Origin of the sequence: Sphingomonas sp. AOB5 (genome assembly GCF_029433115.1) — a bacterium.
In the GTDB taxonomy this organism is placed as follows: Bacteria; Pseudomonadota; Alphaproteobacteria; order Sphingomonadales; family Sphingomonadaceae; genus Sphingomonas.
This window is the reverse complement of record NZ_JARNTV010000082.1, coordinates 1-13,190: the sequence shown is the minus strand read 5'-3', so window position 1 is coordinate 13,190 and position 13,190 is coordinate 1. Positions and strand designations below refer to the sequence as shown.

14 protein-coding genes and 1 pseudogene are annotated in these 13,190 nt (G+C 67.2%); 6 read left to right on the top strand and 9 right to left on the bottom strand.

The window, feature by feature from the left end:
- Positions 1-603 (top strand): hypothetical protein (locus P1X14_RS20155; RefSeq protein WP_277317212.1); only part of this gene is annotated, 603 nt, incomplete at its 5' end.
- 13 nt (positions 604-616) lie between these two features.
- Positions 617-1,522 (top strand): hypothetical protein, encoded by a 906-nt coding sequence (locus P1X14_RS20150; protein WP_277317211.1) that lies wholly within the window; start codon positions 617-619, stop codon positions 1,520-1,522.
- Positions 1,523-1,589: 67 nt separating this feature from the next.
- Here the strand turns inward: P1X14_RS20150 and P1X14_RS20145 are convergent, their stop codons facing one another.
- Both P1X14_RS20145 and thiL read right to left on the bottom strand, forming a co-directional pair.
- Complete coding sequence (locus P1X14_RS20145; protein WP_277317210.1) at positions 1,590-3,761, bottom strand: sodium-translocating pyrophosphatase; 2,172 nt, start codon at positions 3,759-3,761, stop codon at positions 1,590-1,592.
- A 104-nt stretch (positions 3,762-3,865) separates the two neighbouring features.
- Entirely contained in the window at positions 3,866-4,753 is an 888-nt protein-coding gene (gene thiL, locus P1X14_RS20140; protein WP_277317209.1) for a thiamine-phosphate kinase, read from the bottom strand.
- Positions 4,754-4,803: 50 nt separating this feature from the next.
- Between thiL and P1X14_RS20135 the strand changes: the two genes are divergently transcribed.
- Positions 4,804-5,700, top strand: coding sequence for an alpha/beta hydrolase-fold protein (locus P1X14_RS20135; protein WP_277317208.1), 897 nt, complete (start codon positions 4,804-4,806; stop codon positions 5,698-5,700).
- Positions 5,701-5,820: 120 nt separating this feature from the next.
- On the opposite strand, the gene nusB is transcribed toward P1X14_RS20135, so the two are convergent.
- Genes nusB through hisG form a run of 3 tightly spaced genes read right to left on the bottom strand, consistent with a single transcriptional unit; the run spans position 5,821 to position 8,254 of the window.
- Positions 5,821-6,282, bottom strand: a complete 462-nt coding sequence (gene nusB / locus P1X14_RS20130; protein ID WP_277317207.1) for a transcription antitermination factor NusB — start codon at positions 6,280-6,282, stop codon at positions 5,821-5,823.
- Positions 6,283-6,326: 44 nt separating this feature from the next.
- Positions 6,327-7,607: a histidinol dehydrogenase gene (hisD, locus tag P1X14_RS20125; RefSeq protein ID WP_277317206.1), complete on the bottom strand. Its 1,281-nt coding sequence runs from the start codon at positions 7,605-7,607 to the stop codon at positions 6,327-6,329.
- Positions 7,604-8,254 (bottom strand): ATP phosphoribosyltransferase, encoded by a 651-nt coding sequence (hisG, locus tag P1X14_RS20120; protein WP_277317205.1) that lies wholly within the window; start codon positions 8,252-8,254, stop codon positions 7,604-7,606. The genes hisD and hisG overlap by 4 nt, the downstream gene beginning before the upstream one ends.
- Positions 8,255-8,318: 64 nt before the next feature.
- Between hisG and P1X14_RS20115 the strand changes: the two genes are divergently transcribed.
- Positions 8,319-9,410 carry a DUF2332 domain-containing protein gene (locus P1X14_RS20115; RefSeq protein ID WP_277317204.1) on the top strand — a complete coding sequence of 364 codons (1,092 nt, stop codon included), beginning with the start codon at positions 8,319-8,321 and terminating at the stop codon, positions 9,408-9,410.
- Here P1X14_RS20115 and P1X14_RS20110 read toward each other — a convergent pair.
- Entirely contained in the window at positions 9,407-10,303 is an 897-nt protein-coding gene (locus tag P1X14_RS20110) for an alpha/beta hydrolase (protein ID WP_277317203.1), read from the bottom strand. The two genes, P1X14_RS20115 and P1X14_RS20110, sit on opposite strands and share 4 nt — an antisense overlap.
- Positions 10,304-10,608: 305 nt before the next feature.
- On the opposite strand from P1X14_RS20110, the gene P1X14_RS20105 reads away from it, so the two are divergent.
- Complete coding sequence (locus P1X14_RS20105; protein ID WP_277317202.1) at positions 10,609-11,172, top strand: hypothetical protein; 564 nt, start codon at positions 10,609-10,611, stop codon at positions 11,170-11,172.
- A 156-nt stretch (positions 11,173-11,328) separates the two neighbouring features.
- Here the strand turns inward: P1X14_RS20105 and P1X14_RS20100 are convergent, their stop codons facing one another.
- The 3 genes from P1X14_RS20100 to P1X14_RS20090 all read right to left on the bottom strand — a co-directional run bounded on the left by P1X14_RS20100 (position 11,329) and on the right by P1X14_RS20090 (position 13,020).
- A complete protein-coding gene (locus P1X14_RS20100) occupies positions 11,329-12,228 on the bottom strand; it encodes a pirin family protein (protein ID WP_277317201.1) in 900 nt (299 codons plus the stop codon).
- Positions 12,229-12,310: 82 nt separating this feature from the next.
- On the bottom strand, positions 12,311-12,739 hold the full coding sequence (locus P1X14_RS20095) for an NUDIX domain-containing protein (protein ID WP_277317200.1): 429 nt from the start codon (positions 12,737-12,739) through the stop codon (positions 12,311-12,313).
- Positions 12,736-13,020 carry a BolA family protein gene (locus P1X14_RS20090; RefSeq protein ID WP_277317199.1) on the bottom strand — a complete coding sequence of 95 codons (285 nt, stop codon included), beginning with the start codon at positions 13,018-13,020 and terminating at the stop codon, positions 12,736-12,738. Before P1X14_RS20090 ends, P1X14_RS20095 begins: the two co-directional genes overlap by 4 nt.
- Positions 13,021-13,110: 90 nt before the next feature.
- Here P1X14_RS20090 and P1X14_RS20085 point away from each other — a divergent pair.
- A pseudogene (locus P1X14_RS20085) lies at positions 13,111-13,190 on the top strand (molecular chaperone DnaJ); the annotation flags it as partial.

Here is a 13,190-nt window from a genome sequence, read left to right as displayed (position 1 = left end):
CTGGCGCTGGCACTGGCCCGCCGCGCGGCGCTGCGTCCGGCAACGGCCAGGGCCGATCTGGAACGCGCCATCGCGCTGCTCGCCGACGTGGCGCTGACGCCGTGGAACGGCGCGTGGGACGGGATCGAGCTGATCGCGTTGATGGAAGCGAACGCGCTGATCCCGCGGCTCGAGGCGCTGGGCGGCAAGGCCGATCTCGATCCGCGGCTGATCGGGCTGCTCGACGTCGATCTGCGCGTGGTGGTCGATTGGGATACCAACGCGACCGATCTCGACCTGTGGGTCGACGAGCCGACCGGCGAGCGGGTGATCTACAGCAATGCGCGCTCCGCCATCGGCGGGCGACTGTCGAACGACATGACCAGCGGATACGGGCCGGAGGAATATATGATTCACCGCGCGCCCGCGGGTACCTACACGGTGCGCGCCGATGTTTATTCGAGCGACCGGATCGACCCGAACGGCGCGTCGGTGATCAGCGTGCGCCTGATCCGCAACTTCGGCCGCCCGAACCAGAGCGAGGAGAGCGTGGACATCGAGCTGCTCGGCAATGACGGCGGCGAGAAGATGGTCGGGAAGATGGTGGTGGGGCCGAAGCGCTAGGAGGCCGCATCCGATGGAGGACGGAAGCAGGACGATCCGGCTGCCGCAGGCAATCCGGCAGGCATGCGCGGAGGCGCTGGCTGCCGGCCGGCCGATCGGCGATACGAAAGCGGCACGCGTAGCCCGCATTGCCATCGCTGTGGATGGGCTGAATGCGATCGCCGCCAGCCTGCCGGATACCTATCACTGGCGCTTCACCACCGCCGAGGCGTTTCTGGTGAAGCTGGACGCGTGCCGTGCAAAGCGTGGAGGCGCCAAGGAGGTCAACGCGCTCTACTGGCGCGATACCGTGGCCACCATGGAAGCCTATATGGTGATGTCGGTGTGGCGGATGGTCGATATCGCCGATGCCGCGCTGGCACTGGTGGAAACCGACGCGATCGTGCCTGCGGCGATCCTTGCCAGATCGGCGCTCGAATCTGCGGTCCAATTCGTCCACGACGCCCGCACGATGGCCGCCAGCCTTGACCATGCCCGGACGCACGACATGGCGACCGTTACGGTCATGAGCGAGGAACTGGAGAAGTTCCTGCTGCAAACGGTCTATGCCTCGCGCCAGACCGGTACCGATCCACTCTACAAGTCGAAGAACATCCTGACGGTGATCGAGAAGGTCGCGAAAGTGGCGAAGGGCGATCCGATCGCCAGCGAATATGAGATGCTGTGCGAGCTGACGCACCCGAACTTCCTTGGCCGATCGGTCTATTTTGCCGGGGTGCAGCCGAAGGAAATCCCGGGCGACGAGGTTCGGCTGATCTCGCATCGCAACGGCGTGAACGCGGATGCCGTGCTGCAATCGACTTTATGGGCATTGTCCTGGGCGATCGAGCGGCAGGCGAGCTCGACGCATCTGATCCAGAGTGCGATTGGCGACCTGTTCGGCGCCTTCCCGTTCCTGACGAAGCGGACGATCAACTAGCCCCGAAAACGAAAGCCCCGCCCGGATCGGGATCCGGGCGGGGCCTGTCAGGTTCGATTCGTTACGATCAGAGCGTCGGAACGGTGCCGCCCGATGCCGCCAGTGCGGCGAGTAGCAGGAGCGCCACGATGTTCGTGATCTTGATCATCGGGTTCACCGCCGGGCCGGCCGTATCCTTGTAGGGATCGCCGACCGTGTCGCCGGTCACCGCGGCCTTATGGGCTTCGCTACCCTTGCCGCCATGGTTGCCGTCCTCGATATACTTTTTGGCGTTGTCCCATGCGCCGCCGCCCGAGGTCATCGAGATGGCGACGAACAGGCCGGAAACGATCACGCCGAGCAGCATCGCGCCGAGCGCGGCAAAGCCCTGGGCTTGCCCTGCGACGGCGGTGATGATGAAGTACACCGCGATCGGGCTGACGACCGGCAGCAGCGACGGCACGATCATTTCCTTGATCGCCGCCTTGGTGACGATGTCCACCGTGCGGGCATAGTTGGGACGGCTGGTCCCTTCCATGATGCCCGGATTCTCCTTGAACTGGGCACGGACGTCCTCGACGACCGAACCCGCCGCACGGCCCACCGCGGTCATGCCGAACGCGCCGAACAGATAGGGCAGCAGCGCGCCGAGCAGCAGGCCGACGATGATGTACGGGTTGGAGAGCTGGAAGTCGACGTTCAGCTCGGGGAAATAGTGCTGAAGGTCGGTCGTGTAGGCGCCGAACAGCACCAGCGCGGCGAGTGCGGCCGAACCGATGGCATAGCCCTTGGTCACGGCCTTGGTGGTGTTGCCCACGGCGTCGAGCGCGTCGGTGCGGTGACGGACGTCATCGGGCAGGCCCGCCATTTCGGCGATGCCGCCCGCATTGTCGGTCACCGGACCATAGGCGTCGAGCGCGACCACCATGCCGGCGAGCGCCAGCAATGCAGTGGCGGCGAATGCCACGCCGATGATGCCGGCGAGCTGATAGGTTGCGATCACCGCAACCACGATCACCAGCGTCGGCAGTGCGGTCGATTCCAGGCTGATGGCCAGGCCCTGGATCACGTTGGTGCCATGACCCGTTTCCGAAGCCTTGGCGATCGACTTGACCGGGCGATAGTTGGTGCCGGTGTAATATTCGGTGATCCACACCAGCAGGCCGGTGACGGCCAGGCCGATCAGCATGCAGTAGAACAGGCTCATGCCGGTATATTCGGCGGTGAGCGCGCTGGTGCCGGCAAGGAACGCATCGTCCCCGGCCACGCCGCCAATCACTGCGTTCATATCGCCCAGCACATATTGCGTGGCGAAATAGATGGCCGGGATCGACAGGATCACGGTGGTCCAGAAGCCCTTGTACAGCGCACCCATGATCGACTGGCCGCCGCCGAGGCGGACCATATAGGTGCCGATGATCGAGGTGATGACGCACACGCCGCCGATCAGCAGCGGCAGCGACATCAGCTTCATCAGCATCTCGCCGCCCACGCCGTTCAGCAGCAGCGCGATCGAGACCATGGTGAGGCCGAGCGTGACGACATAGGTTTCGAACAGATCGGCGGCCATGCCCGCGCAGTCGCCGACATTGTCGCCGACGTTATCGGCGATCACGGCGGGGTTGCGGGGGTCATCTTCCGGAATTCCGGCTTCGACCTTGCCGACCAGATCGGCGCCGACGTCTGCGGCCTTGGTGAAGATGCCGCCGCCGAGACGCGCGAAGATCGAGATCAGCGACGATCCGAAGGCAAGCGCGGTAAGCGCGGCGATGATCTGCTTGCGGCCTTCCTCATCGGCAAGGTCGAGGCCCATCGGGCCGACCATGTACCAGAAGATGCCGGCGAGCGAGAGCAGGCCGAGACCCGCGACGAGCATGCCGGTGATCGCGCCCGAACGGAACGCAAGCGTCAGGCCGCCCTGCAGCGAGCTGCGTGCCGCTTCCGCCGTGCGGACATTGGCGCGCACCGAGATGTGCATGCCGACGAACCCGGCGACACCCGAAAGGACTGCGCCGATCAGGAAGCAGACCGTGGAGGCCGTGCCGAGCGTGAAGAACAGCACGACGGCGACGATGGCGCCGACGATGGCGATGGTCATGTACTGGCGGCCGAGATAGGCCTTCGCGCCTTCCTGAATGGCGGCGGCGATGTCCTGCATCTTCTCGTTGCCGGCCGGTGCCTTCAGAACCTGCATGCTGGTCAGAATGCCATAGAGCACGGCGATCAGGCCGCACGCGATGGCCGCATAGACGATTGTCATGTGGTTAAACCCTTCCCCTATTCCTGGCGGGTGCCTGCTCGAACGGCAGGATTTTCCCCGTGGACCTTGAAGGTATAGGCGTGAGGGAGGCGAGCGCAAGCGCCCTAGGCGCGGTGGGAATATCCGAGCGCGGCGGGCAGGGCGACTGGCGCACCGCCTTCGATGAGCGTCAGGTTGGACCCAGCCGCGAAACTGCCCACCTGCGTGGCCGGCAGGGGCGGCAAGAAACCGGCGGGCGCAGCGAACAGCAGCTCGTAATCGTCGCCTGCCGTCGCGGCTTCGAGCGGTGTGCCCGGATAGGCGGCGGCGAGGGGGACCAGCGCCAGATCGATCGTTACCGCGAGGCCGCTGGCATGGGCCATGCGCTGCGCGTCGAGCAGCAGGCCGTCCGATATGTCCATCATCGCATGGACCTGCGGGGCGAGGGCGAGCCCCTCGGCCATGCGTGGTTCGGGGCGGCGATAGCGTGCGAGCAGGGCGGCATCCCCTTTACCCGCGCGGGCGATGGCGAGGCCTGCGCCTGCACCGCCGATTGTGCCGGTGACCCACAGCCCGTCGCCCGGCTGCGCCCCGGCGCGCGACGGGACGGTGGCTCCGGCGCGGCCGATGGCGGTGAGGCTGTAGCTGCGTGGCGCGCCCTTGGGCATCGCGACGGTATCGCCGCCGAGCAGGGGCATGGCGTAGCGATCGAGCGCCTCGCCAAGGCCCGACAGGAATGCCGCGTCCCATGCCGCGTCGCCGGACAAGGCATGGTTGAGCAGGCAGCCCGCGGGCGCCGCGCCCTTTGCCGCGAGATCGGAGAGGTTCACCGCGGCGAGCTTCCACCCGATCGCCTCGGGCGGATCGCTGGCGAGATAATGAATGCCCTCGACCATCGTATCGGTGGTGAGCACCAGCCCGTCGAGCAGCGCCGCATCGTCCAGCAACCCGCGTGCGCCGGGTGCGCTCGCGAGGCCGGTCAGCAGCGCGTGGAATTCGAATTCGTCGCTCACCTGCGATGCACTAGGTGATAGGAAGGGGTGCGACAATCGGGGAGGCGCGGATGCGGTGGTTGCTGATGCTGGCGGTGCTGTTGCTCGGGATGAGCGGCGTGGCGCATGCCGGTGAGGGGCGGATGGTGCGGATCGAGGCGTTCGCCTCGGAACGGGTGCAGCCGCGCGCGGTGACGATCTGGCTGCCTTCCGGCTATGACCGCGAACCGGCAAAGCGCTTCCCGGTGCTCTATGTGCAGGATGGCGGATCGGCATTCGGGCCGCAGCGGCTGGACATCGACGGTGCGATCTCCCGCCTGTCGGGCGAGGGCAAGATGCGGGCGGCCATCGTGGTGGCGGTTTCCGCAACCGAACTGCGCTCGCGGGAGTATTTCCCGGCCAAGCTCTACGAGCTGATGCCGCCCGATTATCGCGCTTCCGCCGACCGGTTCACTGGCGGCGCGCCGATGGGCGATGCCTATGCCGCCTTCCTCGCCACCGAGCTGAAGCCGTTTATCGACCGCGAATATCGCACCCTTGCGGGACCGGCGGACACGTCGATCCTGGGCGTGTCGCTGGGCGGGATGATCGCCTTCTATGCGCTCGGCGAATATCCCAAGGTCTTCGGGCAGGCGGCGGGGCTTTCGCCCTATTGGCCGCTCGGCAACCCGGTGGGGCCGCCGATCGGCACGCCGGAGGGCGCGACGACGATGGTCAATATCTTCGCCACCTGGCTGATGCGCAGCAAGGCCGATCCGAAGATCAACCGGCTGTACATGGATCGCGGCACGCTGACCCTCGACTGGGGCTTCGCGCCGTTCACCGATGCACTCAATCTGGTGATGCCGGCCCTTGGCTGGGTGCGCGGCAGGACCTGGGAGAGCCGGGTCTATCCCGGCGGGGATCACAGCAACGACGCGTGGCGCGTGCGGATGGACGTGCCGCTGATCTTCCTGATCGGAAGTTAGAGTCGTTTTCAGCTAAGCTGAATCGGCGCCAGCCCGCTCCCCCACCCGGCCTCCCATCCAGCATATTCTGTGGGAGGCCGGGTGGGGGAGCGGGCTGGCACCGTCCAACTGAAAAAGACTCTAGGCGCGGACTTCCTTGGCGATCGCGTCGAGCAGGCCGTTGGCGAAGCCCTTTTCGCGGCGGTCGTAAAAGGCGTCGGTGACGTCGAGATATTCGTTGATCACCGCGCCGACCGGCACGTCCTTGCGGGCGAGCAACTCATAGGCGCCGGCGCGCAGGATCTGGCGCATCGGCTTGTCGAGCCGGTCGAAGCTCCAGTCGTCGGCCAGCTTGGACGCGATCAGCCGGTCGATCTCGTCGCGGCGCGCATCGACGCCCTTGACGATATCGTCGAAGAAATTGGCGTCCGCATCGACATATTCGACCTCTTCGATGGTCGCGCCGAGGCGGTGCTGGTGAAACTCGTTGAGCAGCTGGGCGAGCGGTGTCCGCTCCATCTCGAGCTGATAGAGCGCCTGCACGGCAGCGAGCCGCGCGGCGGAACGCGCCTTGGAGCGGGATTTGGCAGAGGAACTGGGCATTTCGATCTCGTCTATAGCCCGTCCGGCACAAGAAAGGCGAACGGTTAGGATTTCAGCCGAATCGCAACCGACCGGGCGTGGGCGGGTAGCCCTTCTGCACCCGCAAGCGCAACCGCGGCGGGGCCGATGGCGGCGAGGCCGGCTTCGTCGAGCGCCAGGAAGCTGGTGCGCTTCATATAATCCAGCACCGACAGGCCGGAGGCGAAGCGCGCGCGGCGGCCGGTGGGGAGGACGTGGTTCGGGCCCGCGACATAATCGCCGATGGCTTCGGGCGTGTGGCGGCCGATGAACACCGATCCCGCGTGCCGTACCCGGTCGAACAGCGCCTCGGCATCGTCGCACGCGAGTTCGAGATGCTCGGGGGCGAGGCGGTCGCACAGCGGGATCGCGTCGGTGAGGGTCGGCACGACGATGATCGCGCCGTTGGCGTCCCAGCTGGCGCGGGCGGTTGCGGCGGTGGTCAGTTCGGCGATCTGGCGGTCGACCGCTTCGGCGACCTTGTCGGCGAAACCGGCGTCGTCGGTGAACAGGATCGACTGGCTGGTGGGGTCGTGCTCGGCCTGGCTGAGCAGGTCGGCGGCGATCCATTCGGGATCGTTCTTGCCGTCGGCCACCACCACGATCTCCGACGGACCCGCGACCATGTCGATGCCGACCACGCCGTAAAGCTGGCGCTTGGCCTCGGCGACCCAGGCGTTGCCGGGGCCGGTAATGACATCCACCGGGGCGATGCTTTCGGTGCCATAGGCCAGCGCGGCCACGGCCTGTGCGCCGCCGATGCGCCAGATCTCGTCGACCCCGGCGAGATGCGCGGCGGCGAGGACCAGCGGGTTGATATGGCCGTCCGGCGTGGGGGTGACCATCACGAGGCGGCCGACGCCCGCGGCCTTGGCGGGCAGGGCGTTCATCAGCACCGAGCTGGGATAGGCCGCGCGGCCGCCGGGGACATAGACGCCCGCGGCATCGACCGGCTTCCACCGTGCGCCCAGCCGAATACCGGCGCTGTCGATCTCGTCGCGATCCTGCGGGACCTGCTTGATGTGATAGGCGGCGATGCGTTCGGCGGCGAGTTCGAGCGCGTCGCGCAGATCGGGCGACAGGCCCTGCCATGCGGCGAGGCAGTCGGCGCGGTCGATCCGCCAGTCGAGGGCGTGGCGGTCGAAGCGTTGGGTATAGTCCCGGACGGCTGCATCGCCTTCGTCGCGGACGCGGCGGATGATCGCGGTGACGTCGCGGGCGACATCCTCATCGGCTTCGCGGCGGGCGTTGACGAGGGTGGTGAACGCCTCGGCGAAATCCGCGGACGAGGCGTCGAGACGGATCACGCCACGGCCTTGCGGAAGGCATCGACCAGCGGGACGACTTCGGTGGCGCGGGTCTTGAAGGCGGCGCGGTTGACGATCAGGCGCGACGTGACCTCGGCGATCACCTCGACCTCGACCAAGCCGTTTTCCTTCAGTGTGCGGCCCGAAGAGACGAGGTCGACGATGCGCGGCGCCAAGCCGAGCACCGGGGCCAGCTCCATCGCGCCGTTCAGCTTGATGCATTCGGCCTGCACGCCGCGACGCTCGAAATGCGCCTGGGTCACGTGCGGATATTTGGTCGCGATGCGGACATGGCTCCAGCCGCGCGGATCGTCCTTTTCCGCCATGTCGGCAGGCTCGGCGACCGAGAGGCGGCAATGGCCGATGTTGAGATCGACCGGGGCATAAAGCTCCGAATAGGCGAACTCGGCCAGCACGTCCGATCCGACGATGCCGAGCTGGGCTGCGCCATGGGCGACGAAGGTGGCGACATCGAACGCGCGGACGCGGATCAGGTCGATCGCCGGGCTGTTCGTCCGGAACCGCAGCGCGCGGCTGCCCTCGTCGGAAAAGGCCGGTTCGGGGACGATCCCGACATGCGCCAGCACGGGCAGGCACTCTTCGAGAATGCGTCCCTTGGGCACGGCGATGATCAGCGGCTCTTGCATGGTGAGCGGGGCTTTACTTGTGGGGGGATGCAGGCGCAATGCGCGGGCGGACGGAGAAGTTCTTATGGCCAGTGAAGAGAATGTCCGGGGCGCCTTCCGCATCCAGGAATTCTATTGCCGGCGCATGGACGCGCCGATCTATGCCGATATCTGCGTCGCCATCGCCGAGGGACTGACCCGCGAGAGCCGGACCGGCGCGCGCGTGCTCGACTGGACGGGCGAGCCGACTCGCGATGCACTGCCACTGCGGCTGATCGGCGGGCTGCACGCGCTGGTGATGGCAGGCGCAGACGCGGAACTGGCGGCGGTGTTTGGCGGTCAGGTGACGGCCGGGGCGCTGAACCGGGCGATGGCGCGCAACGACGATGCGTTGCTGCCCTGGCTCGACGGACCGCCCCAGACCAACGAGCCGGGCCGTTCGGGCGCGCTGATCGTGGGCCTGCTGGAAGTCGCGCGGCGGCATGGGCGCAAGCTGGAAATCCTCGAGATCGGATCGAGCGGCGGACTGAACCTGTTGATCGGGCGGTATCGCTTCGATCTGGGCGGGGCGACGCTGGGCCCCGCGGACTCGCCGGTGACGATCGTGCCCGAGTGGCGCGGCGAGACGCAGGTGCTGCCGCCGCTGGAGATCGTCTCGACCCGCGGATGCGATGTGCAGCCGCGCAACGTGACCGATCCGGCGGTCGAGGCGCGGCTGGCCGCCTATGTCTGGGCCGAGAAGCCCGAGCGGCTGGCGCGGCTGACCAATGCGATCGCGATGGTGCGCGAGCATGGCGTGCGGCTGGACGAAGGCGATGCGGCAGACTGGCTGGAAGCGCGGCTGGCGGAGCCGCAGGAGGCCGGTGTGACGCGAGTGTTGATGCATTCGGTGGTGTGGCAATATCTGCCTGACGAGTCTGCCGAGCGGATCCGGGTGGCGATGAAGGCCGCAGGGGCTGCCGCCACCGCCGAACGCCCGCTCGCATGGGTGGCGATGGAGCCGGATCGGGCGCTGGCCGAACAGGTGGTGTCGGTACGCAGCTGGCCGGGTGACGGGGAATGGCAGGTGGTGGCGACCGCGCATGCCCATGCCGCCTGGGTCCGCCCCGGCGACCGGGTGCCCGCGGCCGAGGGCGAAGGGATCGTGCTGGAGGCGCAGGCGCGGGTGATCATCTAGCCGCCGCGCGGGGCCAGCCATCCGCGCATCGCGGCATTGACCGCCTGCGGGTTCTCCCAGGGCACGAAATGGCCGGCGTCGACGCGTATGACGGTCAGGTCGGGCACATAGGCTTCGAGGCCGTCGAGCTGGCTGGGGAGCAGGGCGGTGTCGCCTTCGCCCCAGATCACCAGCGTCGGCTGGGTCACGGGCGGGAAGGGGCCGTCGAGCCATGCCGGGCGCTCGGGAGTCTCGCCGGGGGCGGGGACGATCAGCGTGCTGGCGCGGTACCAGTTGAGCATCGCGGTCATCGCGCCGGGTTGCGACCATTGCGCGATATAGGTGTCGCGTTCGGGCGCGAGCAGCGCCGGATCGGCATGCTGGCTGAAGGTCTTGCCGAAAAAGCCGGGGATGGTGAGCGCGGCAATGAACTGATCGAAGCCGGGATTGCGGAAGGCGGTGATGTACTGGCTGGCCGCGCGCTGTGCCGGATCGTCGAACAGGGTACGCTGGAAGATCAGCGGATGCGGCGCGTTGACGATGATCAACCGGGCGATGCGGCCGGGGTTCTGCAGCGCCGCCATCCACGAGATCGCGCCGCCCCAGTCATGGCCGATCAGGGTGAACGGGCCGATGCCGAGATGGTCGGCCAGCGCGATCAGGTCGCCGACGGTCTTGTCGGGCGCATAGGCCTCGACCCCTTCGGGCTTGGACGAGCCGGAAAAGCCGCGCTGGTCCGGCACCACGACATAATGGTCGCGCTCGAACTCGGCGATCTGGTGGCGCCAGGTGCGGTGCGATTCGGGGAAGCCGTGGAGGAAGATCAGCGGCGGATTGGCCGGATCGCCGGCAATGGCGACGTCGAGCTCGACGCCGGTGGGCAGGGCGATGCGCTGAAGTTCGAAGTCCGGCACGGTCCGTCTCCCTTGGTCCCCGAGATTGGATTCGGGTTGTTTGATGCAACTGATGTTAGGGCGTGTTGGAGGGAATGGAAGTGGTGGACGGCGCAAATCCCTCTCCCCTCCGGGGGAGAGGGAGGGAGCCGACGCAGTCGGCGGAAGGGTGAGGGTCTGTGCGGTGTGTCCATCTCTGACCCTCACCCTTCCCACCGCTTCGCGGCGGGCCCCTTCCCTCTCCCCCAAAGGGGAGAGGGAGAAAGACATCCGCTCGACTTGCCGGGACCGATATGGAATCGAGGGCCGCGGATCAGGGAGCCAGCATGAGCCAGTTCGAATTCATCTTCACGCTGTTCGGGCTGCTGCTCGGCCTGTCGATCGCCGAGGTGCTCGGCGGGTTTGCGCGGGCGATCGAGGCTCGGCTCAAGCCGGATACGGCGGTGCGGATCGGGTGGCTGGTGCCGCTGCTGGGCGTGTTCGTGCTCCTCGACCTGCTGAGCTTCTGGACCGCGGCCTGGGTGACGCGCGATCTGGTGAGCATCTCGGGCCTGTCGCTGATGGCGATCACCTGTTTCGCCGGGGCCTATTACCTTGCCGCGCGGCTCGTCTTCCCGCGCGAGCCGGAGGAGACGCCGGATTTCGACGCGCATTTCTTCCGCATGCGCCGGATCGTGCTGGGCGCGATGTTCGTGCTGCTGCTGTGCCAGTTGGCCTTTTATGCCAGTCAGCCCAAGCTGGCGCCCCTGCTGCTGCATCCGCTGTCGATGGGGCTGACTTTGGTGCTGGTCGCGCTGATGATCGCGGGGATGTTCGTCCGCGGCGCGGTGGCGAGCCGGATCGTGATGGCGCTGCTCGTGGCGCGCTATCTGGTCGTCTATCTGCTCTAGAGCGCGCGCTTGCCCTTAGTCCGGCTGGTCAGGTGGAAGGCGAAGCAGCGGTCGCAGCGATAGGGGCGCAGCACGAGGCCCGAGGTGTGGATCGCTTCCGCGGCCTCGGCGTCGTTCGCATAGCGTGCCTTGCGGCGGCAGACGCTCAGCTTGGTCCTAGGGATAGCTCACCGTCAGCGGGACTTCGGGGATGGGGATGAATTCCTTGTCGTCGCCGGGAACCTTGGGGAAATTGCCGGCCTTCCAGTCGGCCTTGGCCTGGTTGATCCGGTCGCGGCTGGACGAAACGAAGTTCCACCAGACATGGCGCGGCGTCTTGAAGTCCTCGCCGCCGCACAGGACGACGCGGCCGCCGTTTTCGGAGCGCAAGGTCGCCGCGATGCCGGGGCGCAGAACGTAGAGGGTGGTGGGTTCGAGCTTCATGCCGTCGACGCTGGCTTCACCCATGGCGACATAGAGCGCGCGTTCGTCCGCGCCGGCGTCGATCGGGATGCTCGCGCCGGGTTCGAGCAGGATGTCGGCATAGATGGTGCCAGCATAGACGGTGGTCGGCGCGGATTCGCCCCACAGGTTCCCCATGATGACGCGTGCCGTGGCACCGCCGGACTGGACGATCGGCAGGCGCGCGGCGGGAACGTGCTCGAACGCGGGCGCGATTTCCTCATAGCGTTCGGGAAGCGCGAGCCAGGTCTGGATGCCCGAAAGGTCGGGTCCCTTGTCGCGTTCGCTGGCAGGCGAGCGCTCCGAATGGACGATGCCGCGGCCCGCGGTCATCAGATTGACCGCGCCGGGCTCGATCGTCGCGAAGGTGCCGAGCGAATCGCGATGGTCGATCGCGCCGGCATAGAGATAGGTGACGGTGGCGAGGTTGATATGCGGATGCGGGCGCACGTCGATGCCGTTGCCGACCTCGAGATGCGCCGGGCCCATCTGATCGAAGAACACGAACGGTCCGACCATGGTGCGCGGGCGCGAGGGCAGGGTGCGGTGCACCTTGAAGCCGCCCAGATCGTGGGTGGTGGGTTCGATGGTCTGGATGAAGAGATCGTCGGTCATGCGGCGCTACCTCGAATTTGTCGACGACGGAGATAGAGGCTCGCGCTGCCCCGCAACAGCCCAACTTCGGAAAGCCTGTGTTTCAGGGCTGGTCCAGCAACGCGATCAGGTCTTCGGGGAACCAGGGTTCGTCGTGCGATGCCAGTTCGGCGCGGGTGAACCAGCGCCACTCCTGCATCACACGCTGTTCCAGCGGGGTGTGGCGGCTGGTGTCGATGTCCTGCGCATCGACGGTCACGCGGAAATAGCGTTCGTCGGCGCTGACCGGTTCGCCTTCGATGGTGACGAACTCGACATGGCGGCGAGCGACCTGCGGGCCGGGATCCGTATCGATGCCGGTTTCCTCGAGCAGTTCGCGGCGCGCAGCGGCTTCGTAGGTCTCGCCGGGATCGAGCGCGCCGCCGGGGGTGCACCAGAAGGGCGGGCGGTCGCCGGGCGTGAAGCGGAACATCAGCACGCGGTCCTCGGCGTCGAGCAGCAGGATGCGCGCGGCGGGGCGCGGCTTCCTCATTCGCCGGGCGCGCGGGTCTTCATCGCCAGCGCATGGATGCGGTGGACGAGCAGGTCGGCGAGCGCGGTGTTGATCAGGCGCTGGCGGGCGACGCGGTTCTTGCCCGCAAAGGCGGCGCTTTCGACCACCACTGTCCAGTGCGATTCGCCGGTGCCGTCGTCGCCCAGATGGCCGCGATGCTGGTGGCTGTCGTTGATCACCTCGAGCTGCGACGGGGCGAGCGCCGCGGTGAGGCGGGCGGCGATGATTTCGGCGAGCGGGGCGGTGGCGAGGTCGTTCATGCCGCCTATATAGGCCGATTGTTCGAGGGAGTAAGCGTGGCTGAGGGCCATCCGAAGAAAGACCGTCCGAATGCGCGTTTCCATGGCCGGGTGGAAGCGCCGGGGCGGCTGTGCGCGTCGCCGGGATGCAGCGAGCCGGGCGAGTTCCGCGCGCCGCCGCTGGAAGGCGC

What these genes read in the sequence shown, in the direction of transcription:
- P1X14_RS20145 (WP_277317210.1), bottom strand. Translation starts at nt 3,761, where the DNA reads ATGACAATCGTCTATGCGGCCATCGCGTGCGGCCTGATCGCCGTGCTC.
- P1X14_RS20135 (WP_277317208.1), top strand. Translation starts at nt 4,804, where the DNA reads ATGCGGTGGTTGCTGATGCTGGCGGTGCTGTTGCTCGGGATGAGCGGC.
- P1X14_RS20090 (WP_277317199.1), bottom strand. Translation starts at nt 13,020, where the DNA reads ATGAACGACCTCGCCACCGCCCCGCTCGCCGAAATCATCGCCGCCCGC.
- nusB (WP_277317207.1), bottom strand. Translation starts at nt 6,282, where the DNA reads ATGCCCAGTTCCTCTGCCAAATCCCGCTCCAAGGCGCGTTCCGCCGCG.
- P1X14_RS20115 (WP_277317204.1), top strand. Translation starts at nt 8,319, where the DNA reads ATGGCCAGTGAAGAGAATGTCCGGGGCGCCTTCCGCATCCAGGAATTC.
- P1X14_RS20105 (WP_277317202.1), top strand. Translation starts at nt 10,609, where the DNA reads ATGAGCCAGTTCGAATTCATCTTCACGCTGTTCGGGCTGCTGCTCGGC.
- P1X14_RS20150 (WP_277317211.1), top strand. Translation starts at nt 617, where the DNA reads ATGGAGGACGGAAGCAGGACGATCCGGCTGCCGCAGGCAATCCGGCAG.
- P1X14_RS20100 (WP_277317201.1), bottom strand. Translation starts at nt 12,228, where the DNA reads ATGACCGACGATCTCTTCATCCAGACCATCGAACCCACCACCCACGAT.
- hisG (WP_277317205.1), bottom strand. Translation starts at nt 8,254, where the DNA reads ATGCAAGAGCCGCTGATCATCGCCGTGCCCAAGGGACGCATTCTCGAA.
- P1X14_RS20095 (WP_277317200.1), bottom strand. Translation starts at nt 12,739, where the DNA reads ATGAGGAAGCCGCGCCCCGCCGCGCGCATCCTGCTGCTCGACGCCGAG.